The 15101-nt window shown below is 64.3% G+C and carries 9 protein-coding genes; 7 read left to right on the top strand and 2 right to left on the bottom strand.

Features of this window, described 5'->3' with window-relative positions; all coding sequences use genetic code 11:
- Nucleotides 1–18 precede the first annotated feature (18 nt).
- Together JNO50_RS01085 and JNO50_RS01080 are read left to right on the top strand one after the other, a co-directional pair.
- Nucleotides 19–2595: a sensor histidine kinase gene (locus JNO50_RS01085; protein ID WP_189536917.1), complete on the top strand. Its 2577-nt coding sequence runs from the start codon at nucleotides 19–21 to the stop codon at nucleotides 2593–2595.
- Nucleotides 2585–3475, top strand: a complete 891-nt coding sequence (locus JNO50_RS01080; protein WP_189536918.1) for an ATP-binding response regulator — start codon at nucleotides 2585–2587, stop codon at nucleotides 3473–3475. The genes JNO50_RS01085 and JNO50_RS01080 overlap by 11 nt, the downstream gene beginning before the upstream one ends.
- Here the strand turns inward: JNO50_RS01080 and JNO50_RS01075 are convergent.
- The gene (locus JNO50_RS01075) at nucleotides 3359–5719 is read right to left on the bottom strand and encodes a DNA internalization-related competence protein ComEC/Rec2 (protein ID WP_189536921.1); all 2361 of its coding nucleotides are present in this window, start codon (nucleotides 5717–5719) and stop codon (nucleotides 3359–3361) included. The two genes, JNO50_RS01080 and JNO50_RS01075, sit on opposite strands and share 117 nt — an antisense overlap.
- A gap of 82 nt (nucleotides 5720–5801) precedes the next feature.
- A complete protein-coding gene (locus tag JNO50_RS01070; RefSeq protein ID WP_215796445.1) occupies nucleotides 5802–10586 on the bottom strand; it encodes an AIDA repeat-containing protein in 4785 nt (1594 codons plus the stop codon).
- Between the two features lie 219 nt (nucleotides 10587–10805).
- Here JNO50_RS01070 and JNO50_RS01065 point away from each other — a divergent pair, with 219 nt between their 5' ends.
- The 5 genes from JNO50_RS01065 (at nucleotide 10806) to mlaD (ending at nucleotide 15092) form a co-directional block, all read left to right on the top strand.
- Nucleotides 10806–11591 carry a class I SAM-dependent methyltransferase gene (locus JNO50_RS01065; protein ID WP_189536819.1) on the top strand — a complete coding sequence of 262 codons (786 nt, stop codon included), beginning with the start codon at nucleotides 10806–10808 and terminating at the stop codon, nucleotides 11589–11591.
- Nucleotides 11592–11987: 396 nt separating this feature from the next.
- Nucleotides 11988–12809, top strand: a complete 822-nt coding sequence (dapD, locus tag JNO50_RS01060) for a 2,3,4,5-tetrahydropyridine-2,6-dicarboxylate N-succinyltransferase (RefSeq protein ID WP_189536817.1) — start codon at nucleotides 11988–11990, stop codon at nucleotides 12807–12809.
- Nucleotides 12810–12986: 177 nt separating this feature from the next.
- The gene (locus tag JNO50_RS01055) at nucleotides 12987–13808 is read left to right on the top strand and encodes an ABC transporter ATP-binding protein (protein ID WP_189536815.1); all 822 of its coding nucleotides are present in this window, start codon (nucleotides 12987–12989) and stop codon (nucleotides 13806–13808) included.
- The gene (mlaE, locus tag JNO50_RS01050; protein ID WP_189536814.1) at nucleotides 13801–14586 is read left to right on the top strand and encodes a lipid asymmetry maintenance ABC transporter permease subunit MlaE; all 786 of its coding nucleotides are present in this window, start codon (nucleotides 13801–13803) and stop codon (nucleotides 14584–14586) included. Before JNO50_RS01055 ends, mlaE begins: the two co-directional genes overlap by 8 nt.
- A gap of 8 nt (nucleotides 14587–14594) precedes the next feature.
- Complete coding sequence (mlaD, locus tag JNO50_RS01045; RefSeq protein WP_189536812.1) at nucleotides 14595–15092, top strand: outer membrane lipid asymmetry maintenance protein MlaD; 498 nt, start codon at nucleotides 14595–14597, stop codon at nucleotides 15090–15092.
- Nucleotides 15093–15101: the final 9 nt, after the last annotated feature.

Raw genomic sequence — 15101 nt, 5'->3', positions numbered from 1 at the left:
GCGCACGGGAGAAGCGCGGTGGAAACCCGCTGGAAACGGATAGCCCTGCTGGCAGCCGGCGTCGTCATCTCGATCGCTCTGCTCGCCGCGGAATACTCCGTTATCCGGCAACACGATCGGCAAGCCGCGCAGGACACCCGTCAGGCAATGGTCCGCAATGATGTGAACAGCCTGGCCCAGCGGCTGGACAGTCTGCAGGAGCAGGCGTTCTTGCTGGCCCTCGCCACGTTGCAGCACAACGACCGCCAGCCTTCGATGCCGGTGCTAAGCCTGGTCAGCCGGGAATTCATCCGCCCGGATGCCGGAATCACGGACATCACTCTGATCCGGCGCGTCCTGCCGGTGGAACGCGCCGATTTCGAAACCGTCAATTCGTTGACGATTCACGGTGTCAACGGCTTGCAACAGGAGCCCAGTCCTCAGCGATCCATTTATTTTCCGGTGGAGGCCTCGCTGCCGGACGGAGCGAACGCGCTTCCCCGCGGCCTCGACATGGGCGTGTCTTCCGGATGGATCCGTTCGCTGGAATGGGCGCGCAATACCGCCCATCCGGTACTGCTCGTATCCCGGGATGCCGTCGGCGCGCCGCAGAGGCTATACATAGCGGTGACATTGAAAGACAACCGCTGGATCCTGCTTCTGGGCTTGAATCGCGATACGCTGGCGTACGGCGAGAACATGGCGGCCGGAAACCGGCAAGACATGTCCCGGCTGATCGCCTGGGAAAAAACCGCGCGGGGCGACTCGAAAATCCTGTTCGACTCCCGGTCCGGCCGACCCATTCCTCCCGAAGCGCCGCTGCACAGCCTCACTTACGACATCGGAGATATGAAGGTCATGCTTTTCGGTTACGGAGGAGACATCGAAAAATCTTCCGGCACTTATACCATCATGGCATTCACCGCGACGGCATGCCTGCTCCTGTGGCTGGCGCTTTACCGTTTGACCGCACGAATCGATGGCTACCGACTGCAACTGGCCGCAGAGAGGGAAATGCGTAGCGCCGATCAGTCCACCCTGGCGAGCATTCAGGATGCGCTAGTGAAAACGGAGCAGGCCCGTCTGGAGAGCGAGGCCCGCCAGCAGGCCATCCTTCGCGCCAGTACCGACGCTTTTGTTCTTATCGACCGCCATGGCACGATCATCAGCGCCAATCCGGCCGCCGCCGCACTGGCCAACCAGGCCGGGGAAACCCTGGAGAGCCTTCCGGCAGGCTCCGTGCTTCCCGACCTGTACGATGCCACGGGGCTGATCCATTTTGAAGCGCTGGCCGAAGCGCTGGGCCGGCAACCGTTCGAGGGGCACCTCGTGCGCAGCGACGGGTCGCAGCTCGAAGTGGAAATGTCCCTGTCGCGCGTGGACATGCCGGATGACCCGTTCTATCTGGTTGTATGCCGGGATATCAGCGTACGCAAGGAAAAAGAAGCGGCCCTGATCAACCTCAAGAACAGCCTGGCCGAACAGGTGGAAATGCAGCGCAGCCAACTTGCCGCCTTGCTGGAGGCCAGTCCCATGGCCATGGCCTATATCGTCGACAGGAACCTCAAACAGGTCAACCAGGCCTTCCTTGACATGTTCCAGTGCGACGACGAACAGGAAATTCTCAATCAGAGCACGCTGCGCTTCTACCAGAGCGAGGAACAGTGGCTGCGCACCGGCCGCGCGCTGTATAACCTGCTCAACGAGGGCAAGGTGGTCAAATCGGAGCTGCGCCTCGTCACGAAGCACGGCAGGCCCTTCTGGTGCCGGCTGTATGGCAAGGCGCTCAACCCTTCGGTTCCGGGTCTTGGCACCATCTGGCTTTATCAGGACTTTTCGTCGGACCGGGCGGTCGAGGACGCCCTGCGCGCGGCCAAAGAACTGGCCGAAGACTCCAGCCGCGCGAAAACCGAGTTTCTCGCCAATATGTCGCACGAGCTGCGCACGCCTATGCACGCCATCCTCGGCTTCGCCGAAATGGGCCAGACGCGGATCGGCCCGCTCCAGGACGAGCGGCTGCGACATTACTTCGAACGCATCCACACCAGCGGAAGCCGCTTGCTGAACCTGCTCAACGACCTGCTGGACCTCGCGAAGATGGAAGTCGGGCGGATGGAATACCGCATGGGCCCTCACGATCTGGCCCAGGCCATATCCGAAGCGGTCGACGAGTTTTCCCCGCTGGCCGGAGCAAGAGCCATCCAGATGGAAACCATCTACTCCGTGCGTCCGATTATCGCGCGCATGGACTCGTTGCGGATCGGCCAGGTGATGCGCAACCTGCTATCGAATGCGATCAAGTTCAGCCCGGACAACAGCCGGATACGGGTCAGCGTACATCTTTCCGACGATTCCATGGTGGAAGTCAGTGTCGAGGATCAAGGCCCGGGCGTGCCACCGGGCGAGCTGGAAACCATCTTCGACAAGTTCATCCAGAGCAGCGCCACCAAAACCGGCGCGGGAGGCACCGGATTGGGGTTGGCAATCTGCCGGGAGATCATCCATGCTCATCAAGGGGAGATCCTGGCGAGCAACACGCCCGATGGCGGCGCCCTGTTCCGGTTCCGCATCCCCCGCGACACAACTGCTCCGGAGGTATCCGACCATGGGTCATAGGTTGCTGCTGGTGGACGACGAGCCTTTCAATCTCGAATTGATGGCCGAACTGCTGGAGGATGCCGGTTTCGAGTCCGTCCAGGCGGAAACCGGCGAGGAGGCCTGGGCGATCCTGGAAAAAGACGGAGCGAATTTCGCCACGGTTCTCCTGGACAAGATGATGCCAGGCATGGACGGCTTCGAAGTGCTCAAACGCATCAAGAGCACGCCGTCGCTCGAATTCCTCCCCGTGATCATGCAAACGGCTGTCGGCGCGGCCGCGAGCGTTCAGGAAGGACTGTCCGCCGGGGCCTTTTACTATCTGACCAAACCGTTCTCGCGGGAAATGCTGCTGGCCGTTGTCGAAGCCGCGGTCAGCCACTGGGATCGGCACGCTTATTTCAAGGAACTGGCCACCCAGCAGATCGAAGCCTTGCGCAATCTGAACGAAGCCTGTTTCGCCCTGCGCACGCACAAGGAAGCGCAGCAGGTGACAACCTTGCTGGCCAAGACCTGCCCCTCCCCGGAGAAAGCGGCGACGGGGCTTTTCGAACTGCTGGTCAACGCCATCGAGCATGGCAACCTCGCGCTGTCCTTCCAGGAAAAAACCGCGCTGCAAGCCGACGGACAATGGGAACATGAACTGGAACGCCGCCTTGGCTCGGCCGAATACGGCTCCCGGCAAGTGACGGTCAGATTCGCGCGCGACCCCGAATCCATCCGGTTCGTCATCGAGGATGAAGGCAGCGGCTTCGACTGGGAACATTATTTGTCCGCGCCGGGCTCATCCCTGATCGAGACGCACGGACGCGGTATCCTGATTGCCCGGCGCCTCTCGTTCGACAGGCTGGAATACCGGGGGAAAGGCAATGTGGTGGAGGCCCAGGTCTCCCTGCGATGAGGACCTCGCCCGCCAGTAGCGCGCAGAATCGCTCCGGTAGCGCCGGATGCGCATGACGGGCTCCGCAGTGAACGTCACTTCCCCATCCAGGTCGGTTCTGGCCACGTCGATGCCGGCCTTCCGGTAGCGCTCCAGCACCAGGGCATGGGGATGACCATAGCGGTTGCGGAATCCCGCGCTGACAACCACCCATTTCGGTCCGACCCGGGCAAGGAAAGAGTCCGATGATGAAGTCTTGCTGCCGTGGTGTGGCGCGGTCATGATATCGCTGCGCAACTCCAGCGAATCATCGGAGGACAAGCTCTGCTCCACCCTGGCGGTGATGTCTCCGGTCAGTAACGCCGAATGAAAGCGTCCGGTCACGCGAATAACGCAACTGTAATCGTTTTTGCCACGGCTCGACACGGATTCGGACGGAGAAAGCACCTCGAACGACACGCCATCCCACTGCCATGCCATACCAGGACGGCATTGCTCTGCGGGAAACGGAGCGGTGTGCCATGTATCGGCCTGGCCGGCCAGAACACCCGTCACGGGCATTTTCGCGACCAGCGCCGGCGCAGCGCCATCATGATCGGTGTCGTGATGCGACAACACCAGCCGGTCAAGACGGCCGACCCCGCGCCCGGCCAGGGCTGGCAACACCACCTTGCCGGCGGCCAGCGCGCCGGTATCGTAAAGCAGCGCATGCGAAGTGGTCTCGAGCAGCACCGACAGCCCCTGTCCGACATCGAGCACGGTCATGCGGAACACGCCGCCCGGCAGGGCATCGGGCCGGTAAAGCAGGAACGGCGCGAGCAGCAGCGCCGCCAACCCTTTTCCCGGTACTCCCCGCGGCAACAACAACCAGCCTGCTCCGGCCATGGCCGCCACCGACAGGATCGCGGGAGGCACCGCCACATTCAGAACCGGCGCACCATCGAGCAGCGCCACACCCTGCAGGAACAGACCGGCCAGCCAGCCGGCCGCCCGCAGCACGCTATCGAACGGCAGCAGGGAACCGACGAGCGACAGCGGAACCAGCAACAGCGAAACAAAGGGAATGGCGATCAGGTTGGCGACCGGCGAGATCAGCGGCAGTCCGCCAAAGAACAACGGGACCGGCACCAGCGACATCACCGATGTCGCCCACTGGGCGGCAACCGTCGAGCGCCACCCCGACCGGGCTTTCCGGCGTCCCGAACCGATCAGCAAGAGCGCCGCCACCATGGAAAAGGACAGCCACAACCCGGGAGTCATGACCGCGAACGGATCGGCCAGCAGGATGGCGGCCAGCGCGAGGGACAGAATGGCGGCCGCGCTTGTCGCGCGTCGGGAAGCCAGCATCAGCGCGACGAACAACACCATGAAAAACGCCCTTCGGGCGGGAACGGCAAAACCGGACAGCACGGCGTAAGCCGCCGCGGCCATGACACAAGCCCAGACGGCGACCGGCTTCGGTGCCACGCGCCGCAGAGCCAGCCATCCCAGAAAATGTCGCACGGCCAACGCCACCAGTCCCGCGACAAGGCCGATGTGCAGGCCGGAAATCGCCACCAGGTGGCTCAACCCCGTATTGGCGAAACGCTCCCGGCTCTCATTGGACATGCCGCGGGTCACCCCCACGGACAACGCGGCGACCAGCGCCGCCTCCTGATTGTTGCCCAGCACATGGCTCACCCGCCGGGCCATCCGTTCACGCAAGCGATCGATCATGGCCTGCGGACCCGTGGCATCGGCAAGACGCTGCCGGCCACCGGCGGGATACGCGAACCCGAGAGAACCGGCGGCCCATGAAGTGCGCTCCAGATCCGCGCCAAACGTATTGGCCGTCCCGTGCATCCCCTTCAACCTCACCGGCACACGCCACCGGCTGCCCGCCGGCCAGCTCTGCCCCCTGCCGTCGACAAGACGCACATGGCCTGGCACATGCAAGGGGGTCGATGCCGTTTCGATCTCGACATCGACCGGGGTGCGCAGTCCACTGACAGGCAGCGCGTCCCGCACCACCAGTTCAACGGAAACCACCTTGCCCTCGAGGGACGGAGACAACATGTCGTCCAGACGCCACTGCGCCCGCAAACAGGCCCAGCCCAGGCCAACGACGAACGCGAAAGACCAGACCAGCCAGGCGCGTTTTTGCATACCGGCGCGCCATGCGCCAACCCCGACCGGAAGCATCAGCGCCAATAGCCGTACATCCGGCAGGCCGGGCAACAGTGCGCATACCGTCACCCCCAGGGAAAAGGCAAGCAAGACGGGCATGACTCATGTTACCGCGCCCCACCGTGCCGACGGTGCTAACGCATCAGGGGAATAATATCGATATTTGTATTCGAAGACGCCATCAGAACCGGGCATTGACGGCGAAGGTCGCCCCAAAGCCGTGGAACGCCGTGCCCGACAGCGAGGTTTTGTAATCGGCCTTCACGTCGAGCCTGAGCGTTTTGCTCGCCCAACCCGATACCCCTGCCGCCAGAATGAAGCTCGACCCCGACAGGTCCGACCCCAGCGTGGTGCTGGAGCCGTTTTGCGCGATGAAGCCGGTCCGGTGCGAGGCCTTGAACTCATGCTCCACTCCCGGCTGGAGCCAGAGGGTCAGCGCGCCGGCGGACGAGCGTTCCAGCTGTCGGGCAATGCGCACCCCCAGGCGCAGAGGGACGCTTTCGATGCGTCCGAAGCGGATGGCCGACGCCTCGTCGCGGGTATCCGCCAGCCGCAGCCGTTGATAGGCCACGCGCGCCTGCGGCTCGATTGTGATGTCACCCCGGCGGAACGCGTAGCCGGCTTCCAGCGCCCCAAGCCAGCTCATGCCGTGGGTGCGCATGTCCAGATCGTTGGACGAACGGGCTTTCACCTCCGACCAGTTCGCCTGCAGCACTCCGTCCAGATACCAGCCCGCCGCACCGCGCCGGGTCCAGTAGCCGCCCAGCGCATAGCCATCCAGTGTCGCCTTGCCGGCGGCGCCGCCGTCGTTCCGGGTGACATGGGCCGTGCTCTGGCCCAAGGCGCCGTAGATCCCGGCCCGGTCGTCCGTCGTCTCGCCGCTCCGCAGGTAAAGGTCGGCTCCGGCCTGGAGTCCGTACAAGTGCGCGCGGAACGCCGTCGCGCCGTCCCCCAGGCTGTCCCGCGCGCCGTCGTGGCGCACGCTCTGAGCCATGACCCGGCCCCAGTACGGCCCGTTGTCCATGCCCCCGCGCCGTTCCCGCCAGCCGCCGGCCAGCATCGCGCCGTACTTGAGCGCCACGGCCGGCACCGTCATGTCCAGCGGCACCTCGGAGCGATAGTTCGGTTTGCCCCCGCTATCGGACGACAGATACCAGTCGTCCGGCTGCGCGGCACCACGCTTTAGCCGGTAGTCGTAGGCGCCGGCCAGCACCGGCTGGAGCAGGGAGAGTTGCCACTGGGCGGTGCTGGCGCCGTTGACGGACTGAATGACCCGGATGCCGTCGCCTTGCGTCAAGCCGCCCAGGCCACCGAGATTGCGCACCGCCAGCCGCGTGCTCCCCGTCGCCCGTCCGCCGTCGATGATGAGGTGACCGATGCTGGAGCTGTTGCCGCCCAGCAGGGCGTTGACCGTCAACACGCCATTTTCGCCGACCAGGTTCGTGACGCGCAGGGTCTTGATCGACACCGTCCGGGGCACTTGGTAGGTCACGTTGCCGGCCAACTCCAGGGTGTCGATCGTCGAGTCGCCGGTCACCGTCCAGGTCGAGCCGGCCAGCACGCTGACATCCAGCGGATCGATGGCGCCGGTCAGCGTCGCGCCGTTCTGCAGGACCAGCCGGCTGCCCGGCCGGCCGATCACATCGCCGTTGAGACGGCCGCCTCCCGCGCCGCCGTCCAGGGTCAGCGTGCCGGCATTGATGCGCGTGATACCCGTATAGGTCAGCGCGCCGCCCAGCACCTGGGTATAGGCGCCGTCCTTGACCAACTCGCCCGAGCCCTCCACGGTGCCGGTGAACACGGCCGAGCCGCCGGCACCGTTCAGGGTCAGGGTATTGGCGCCCAGCGCCAGCGTGCCGCCGCCCTGCAGCCGCGCCACATGCTGGTCGAAACCGCCCAGCTCGAAGCGCGCCCCGTCGCCGATGCGCAGCAGCTGACTGGCGGCGATGGCGTCGGCCACGCCGGCCTTGAGCGTGCCGCCTTCGACCGAGGTAATTCCACTGTAGGTCTGCGCGGCGGCGAGCGTCAGGGTATGGCTGCCCTGCAAGGTCAATCCGCCACTGTCTCCGAGCACGGTGCCCCAGACGCGGTCGGCGCCAGGGGTGACGCGCACCTCGCCCTGATTGCGGATCGGCATCGTGCCGTCGAGGGTCGCTGTGCCGTTGATGCGGGTGACGCCTTGCAGCAGCCCGTCCTGATCGACGGTCAGCCGAGCGCCGTCGTTGACTTCCGTGTCGCGCGCGACGCCACCGGCCAGCACGGAGGTCACCCCGCCGGCGCTCAGGAGCGACGCGCTGGCGAGCGCGCCCGACGATACGGTCTGGATGCCGCCGGCCGCGATCACGCTGGCCAGCGCCTGCGCGCCGGACAGAATGACCTGCCCGCCGCCGCTGACGGATGTGGCGCTGGCGATGCTGCCCGACGACAGCACCTGCAGGCCGCCCGCGAGCACTGTGGCGCCGGCGACGACGCTGCCCCGCAGATCCTGGCGGCCGCCGTTGCCGATCTGCGCGCCCGGCGCCGCGCCACCGGCAAGCACGGTTTGCTGCCCTCCGGACAGAATCGCGACGCCGCCGGCCACAGCCCCCGACGACACGATCTGGGTTCCTCCACTGACCGTCGTGGCCATGGCGGTGCTGCCGGACAAGAGCTGCTGGCTGCCGCCCGCAGCGAGTGTTCCGGCGCGGGTCACGCCGCCGGAACTGACGGTCTGGACGCCACCGGCCAGCACGGTGGCGCCGCTGTCGACGCCGCCCGCGAAAAGCGTCTGGCTGCCGCCGCTGACGATCGCGGCGCGGGCGAGCCCGCCGGTGGAGACAAGCTGCACCCCTCCTGCCCCGATCGTCGCCGATGTCGCCGCGCCTCCAGCCTGCACGTTTTGTGTTCCACCGCTGCCGATGACGGCGCCAAGGCTGTCTCCCGACAATTGCTGCACGCCGCCGGAAATGACCGAAGCATCCCTGTCCTGCCCTCCGGCAAATACAATCTGCGCCCCGCCGCTGACAAGTGTCGCGCTGGCGGCTCCACCGGAAGACACTGCCTGAGTTCCGCCGGTTTGAATCACGCCCGAGATGGCCTGCCCGCCCGAACTGATCAGCTGATTGCCACCGGAATGAATGCTCGCCGAATTGTCGACTCCACCAGCGTAGATGTACTGAATGCCTCCGCTATTGACGACGGTACGGCTGGTGATCCCTCCCAAGACATGCTGGACTCCACCCGCGTTGATGGTCGCATCGGTCGCCTCGGCGAATTGATAAACGTCCTGAAACGCCCCCTGGCTCACGAATGTGCTGAATGCCCGGCCTCCCGAACGGACCGACTGCCACGCGGAGTTGGTCACGGAGGTATTGCTCGCGTAGCCATAAAGCCGCTGGCCGCCGGCATGGTCGATCGTGGTATCGTAGGCGAAACCGCCCCCGCTGACATTCTGACCGCCGCTGTCGATCACGGTGGCAGACGCCACTCCGCCGCCAAGAACGATTTGCTGGCCATGGTTATAGATGGTGGTACTGATGGCGAAACCGCCCGACGAGAGGGTTTGCTCTCCGTTGTTTTCAAGCAGTACACCGGATGCCGAACCGCTGGCCACCGAAAAACTCCCCAGACGGTTGGTTCCGGAAATGGTCACCGTGTTGTCGATGACCAGGGCCCCGCCGGATACCTGGGCTATCGATGTCGCCACACCGCCCGACGACACGGTCAAGGTACCCCCGCTTCCGAGGAAGGTGCTGGTTGCCGAACCGCCCGACAGCACGGTCAGTCCTCCGCCATTCTCCAGAAGGACCGCCGACGCGACATTGCCGGCGATGGAGAAACTTCCCGACGCATTGCTGCCGGACACCGTCGCGCGGGTATCGGCGACCAGCGCCCCGCCGCCGCTCTGGACGACATCCGTGGCGACGCCGCCCGACGAAACGGTCAGGTTTCCTCCGCTGGCGATCCCTGTGGAGGAGGCGGATCCGCCGGCCGCCACGGTCATGAGCCCGCTGGTGCCAAGATGCGTCGAGACGGCCTGGCCGCCTGATGCGACAGTCAGCGCCCCGCCGTTTTCCAGAAAAGCATTGGAAGCGACATTGCCGCCGATGGAAAAGCTGCCGGAGACATGATTACCCGACACCGTCGCGCGCGTGTCGGCGACCAGCGCGCCGCCACTTGACTGAGTGACATCCATGGCGCTGCCTCCGGCAGACACGACGAGGGTCCCGCCGCTATGCAAAGAGGCCGAGAGCGCCGTACCGCCAGAAACAACGGTCAACGTTCCGCCGTTTTCCAGAAGAACATTGGAGGCCGTATTGCCGGAAATGAAAAAGCTCCCGGAACCGTTGGTTCCCGACACCGTCGCGCGCGTGTCGGCGATCAGCGCGCCGCCGCTGGCCTGAGCGACGGCCGTGGCGATCCCTCCGGAAGACACGACCAATCTTCCGCCGTTACCAATGGCGGTACTCCCGGCGATGCCGCCGGAAGAAACATTCAATGTTCCGCGGCTGTTGAGCGTGGTATTGGCGACGGAGCCGCCGGAAGAGACGGCAAGGCTTCCTCCGGCATTGACGACCGAGCGATCCGCGGCGCCCCCGCCGAGCACCGTTGCTTGACCACCGCTATTGACGGTCGCGCTGCCGGCCACGCCCCCGGATATCAGCAACTGGCCGCCATTGTTGACCGTCGATGAAGTAACCGAGCCTCCGCTCGAGACGATTTGTGTCCCGGACACATTGATCACGGTGGTCACTGCCGCGCCGCCGGAGAGCACGTTTTGCGTACCGGATACGACGACCTCGCCAGTCACGACAGTTCCCGAACCGACAGGATCGGTGAAGGCCCGGGCCTCGGTCACCACAGCGGTAATCGCCGCCGCCAGCACGATCCGCCTCAGCGCCGGCTTGCCTTTTCCTCCGGCAAATTCGGGCACCGCCACCCAGGCTTGGCGGCATTCGCTCCACACCACGCGATAAATCCGGTTCAACGATGACGCATCCATATCCATAGCACCAGCACCTCATCATGCTCAGCACGGCTAGAACAGGATCGCGCCGTTCATCGGCTTGAAAGTCGGTTAAGCCATTGGTATCAACAGCATGAGTTCGATATAGATGATTTTCCCGCCCATGACAGGTTGTGAATCGCCCTTGCCTGCCGGAAGACCATGCCGTATCGTGGCGCGGTTGACGCATCGGGATTTTTCATGAACTCCACCCCATTGTTCTGCGCCGAGCCGGCGCGCAAGGATACGGCCCTGCGGCTGGCCGAACGATTCGGTCTTGCACGGGTAAAGCAACGCCCGGAAACGGGGTATTGGCTGGAACTGGGAGATACGCGCCTGTCACTGGAGACCGTCGGCCGGCACGGTTCGGTATACGCGGAGTTCGTCGAAGGCGCGGCGCGCCACCGCCGCGAGCAGGGGGGCGGACGGGGGCAGCCGGTCGCCCGGGCGATCGGGTTGAAAGGCGGCGTGGCCGCTCCGTTCGTGGTGGACGCCACCGCGGGCCTTGGCCGTGACGGGTTTGTGCTGGCGAGCCTGGGTTGCCGGGTCACGCTGGTGGAGCGCTCCCCGGTCGCCGCGGCCTTGCTTCACGATGCGCTGGAACGGGCCAGCGTGCATCCCGACACCATGGACATCGCCGCCAGGATGAGACTGGTCCACGCCAATTCGATCGACTGGCTCGCCGCCCTGGACGAGAAGGAAAGGCCCGATGTGGTCTTCGTCGACCCCATGTTTCCGGATACCGGCAAAAGCGCCGCGGCCAAGAAAGACATGCAGGCATTCCAGCACGTCATCGGCGATGACCTGGATACGGCTGCGCTGTTGGAAGCGGCCATCGCCGCGGCGCGTACCCGCGTGGTCGTCAAGCGCCCGCGCCTCGGACCTCCGATCGAAGGCTATCCGCCCTCGGCAAACCTCGATGGCAAGAGCACCCGCTTCGATCTTTACTCCATCAAGGCCCTGCGTCCGGCCTGCGGACAAGGTTAAAGGGCTCGCTCGGTCACGCCGCCAGCCAGGCGATCAGCAGTGCGGCGGCGAAAAGAACAAGCATGACCGCCAGATTCCGCATCCGCGTCCTGCGCGCGCGCTCGGGACTGACACAGCAGGATTTCATGATGGCGCACCCTCCCAGGTTAATGTCATCCCGCTCCGGGATGCCGGAACAATTATCCCCTTTACCCTGTCTGAACGACAACCCGATACACATTTACCGGTAAGATACGAAGCCCGATTCGACGCGGAGCCTCCGCTTCTGGCATCCTGTCCCGATTCGGCAAGATCGCCCGCCGCCGCGATTTTGTCTTCGTCCACGACCGGCGCGACCGGCCAACCGAACGAGATACCATGACCGTTTCCATTCATCTTTGTGGAGGACTCCATCACATGCATCCCATCCAGGCCCTGATCGAAGAGTCGTTTGAACGACGTGCCGAGATCACCCCCTCCACGGTAAGCGCGGAGTTGAAATCCGCCATCGAACAAGTCATCAGCGAGCTTGATGCAGGCCGGTTGCGCGTCGCCGAAAAAATCGATGGCGACTGGGTCACGCACCAATGGGTCAAAAAAGCCGTGCTGCTGTCCTTCCGCATCCGCGACAACGTCGTTCTCGACGACGGTGTGAACCACTTTTTCGACAAGGTTCCGACCAAGTTCGCCGACTGGAACGAAGCGCGTTTCCGCGAAGGCGGCTTCCGCGTGGTCCCCAACGCCGTGGCGCGCAAGGGCAGCTTCATCGGCCGCAACGCCGTCCTGATGCCGTCCTATGTGAATATCGGCGCCTATGTCGATGAAGGCACGATGGTCGACACCTGGGTCACGGTCGGCTCCTGCGCCCAGATCGGCAAGAACGTGCACCTGTCGGGCGGCGTCGGCATCGGCGGCGTACTCGAACCGCTGCAGGCCAACCCGACCATCATCGAGGACGACTGCTTCATCGGCGCCCGCTCGGAAATCGTCGAGGGCGTGATTGTCGGCGAAGGCTCGGTGATTTCGATGGGCGTCTACATCAGCCAGTCCACCCGCATCTACGACCGGGAAACCGGTGAAACGCACTACGGTCGCGTGCCTCCCGGATCGGTGGTGGTATCGGGCAGCCTGCCCGCCCGCGACGGCAGCCACAGTCTGTACGCGGCCATCATCGTCAAGAAGGTCGATGCCAAAACCCGCGCCAAAACCAGCATCAACGAACTGCTGCGCGGCGTCTGATCCCGTCTTGCCGGAAGCCGGCCGCATGGCGTGCCGGCTTCCGTCGTCGTTGTGCAGAGCACCACAAACAGGGGCCGGAAACCCCGGGCGATTTGGCATGAGAGTCCGGAGCCGATAAAATCTACTAATGTAAATTTAAGAATCGAAGCTTTTTTTAAAAACCACTTCGGAAGTGTTGTGTCTATCGATCCCTACATCGAACTCAGGAATGTCAGCTTCGCCTACGGCGAACGCCCCATCCTGAAGAACGTGAACCTCAGCATTCCGCGCGGCAAACTGGTTGCCATCATGGGAGGCAGCGGCAGCGGCAAGACCACCTTGCTGCGCCTGATTTCAGGACAATACCGGGCCCGGAAAGGCGAAGTCATCGTCGACGGCCGTAATGTCGGCGACATGAGCGCGAAAGAACTGTTCGAACATCGCCGGCGCATGGGCCTGCTGTTCCAGTTCGGCGCCCTGTTCACCGACCTGACGGTCTTCGAGAACGTGGCCTTCCCCATCCGCGAGCACACCCGGCTGCCGGACGCGATGATCCGCGACCTCGTCACCCTCAAACTGAACGCAGTCGGATTGCGCGGCACCCAGTCGCTGATGCCCGCGGAGCTATCCGGCGGCATGTCGCGCCGCGTCGCGCTGGCGCGCGCCATCGCCCTCGATCCGGCGCTGATGCTCTACGACGAGCCGTTCACCGGTCTTGACCCCATTTCGCTGGGTGTCATCGCTCACCTGATCAAGAAGCTCAACGACGCGCTCGGCACCACGGCCATCATGGTCACGCACGATGTGCACACCTCGCTGGACATCGTCGATCACGTCTATTTCGTCTCCAATGGCGAAATCGTCGCCGAGGGCACGCCGGACGAGGTTCGCGCGTCGCCGTCGCCCTGGGTGCATCAATTCGTCTACGGAGAAGCCGACGGCCCGGTGCATTTCGCCTACCCGGCCAAGAGCCGGCTCGAAGACGACCTCGGACTCGGCCAGGGAGGCGCCCATGCTTGACTTCATTCTGTCGCCGCTCAGGCACCTCGGCCACCGTTGCGTCAACGCCATCTGGCGCCTGGGCTTCATCAGCCGCTTCCTCGTGGCGCTGATCGCCGCATCGGGACAAAGCCTGCTGCGCTTCAATCTGGTGATCCGCGAAGTGTATTTCGCCGGTGTTCTCTCGCTGATCATCATCGTGGTGTCCGGTCTTTTCGTGGGCATGGTGCTCGGGCTTCAGGGCTACAACACCCTCGCGCGCTTCGGATCGTCCGACGCGCTGGGCGCGATGGTCGCCCTCGCCCTGCTGCGCGAGCTCGGTCCCGTGCTTGCCGCCCTGCTGTTCGCCAGCCGCTCGGGCTCGGCGATGACCGCCGAAATCGGCCTGATGAAAGCCACCGAACAGCTGGACGCCATGAACATGATGGCGGTCAATCCCCTGGCGCGTGTGATCGCGCCGCGCTTCTGGGCCGGCGTGATCTCCATGCCGGTGCTCGCCGCGCTGTTCAACGTGATGGGCATCCTCGGCGGTTATCTGGTCGGCGTCGTGATGATCGGCATCGACGAGGGCACCTACTGGTCGCAAACGCGCAACGCCGTGGATCTGCATTACGATGTCGTCAACGGTTTGATCAAAAGCCTGTTCTTCGGCATTGCCGTCACCCTTATCGCCGTATTCGAAGGCCATGAGTCCACCCCCACCGCCGCCGGCGTGTCCGCCGCGACGACACGCACCGTGGTGACCTCCGCACTGGTCATCCTCGCGCTGGACTTCATCCTGACGGCTTTCATGTTTTAGGAAAAACCATGCTAAAACGCTCTACTATTGATTTGTGGGTAGGAATTTTCGTGGCGATCGGTATCGCCTCGGTCGCCTTCCTGTCCCTGAAAGTGGCCAACCTCGCCCCGCAAAGCGCCGACAAGAGTTACGAGCTCTATGCCGACTTCGACAATATCGGCGGCCTCAAGGTGAAGGCCCCGGTGAAGTCATCGGGCGTGGTGGTCGGACGCGTCAGCGGGATCGCCCTCGATACCAAGCGCTACGTCGCCCACGTGACGCTGTCGATGGACACCCGCTACGCGTTCAGCCGCGACACCAGCGCGGAAATCCTCACGTCGGGACTGCTCGGGGAGCAGTACGTCGGTCTGACCCAGGGTGGAGATCCCGAGAATCTCAAGCAGGGCGACACCATCACCCTGACGTCCTCGGCCATTGTGCTGGAACAACTGATTGGCAAGTTCATGACCAGCTTCGCCGAAAAGGGAGCGGCAGGCGACCGGCATGACAGCAGCGCCGCCCAATAACACGCATTG

The sequence above is a fragment of the Paludibacterium paludis genome (assembly GCF_018802605.1).
Taxonomy (GTDB): domain Bacteria; phylum Pseudomonadota; class Gammaproteobacteria; order Burkholderiales; family Chromobacteriaceae; genus Paludibacterium; species Paludibacterium paludis.
Note: the sequence above shows the minus strand (reverse complement) of the source record. Positions and strands in the feature narration are given on the sequence as shown.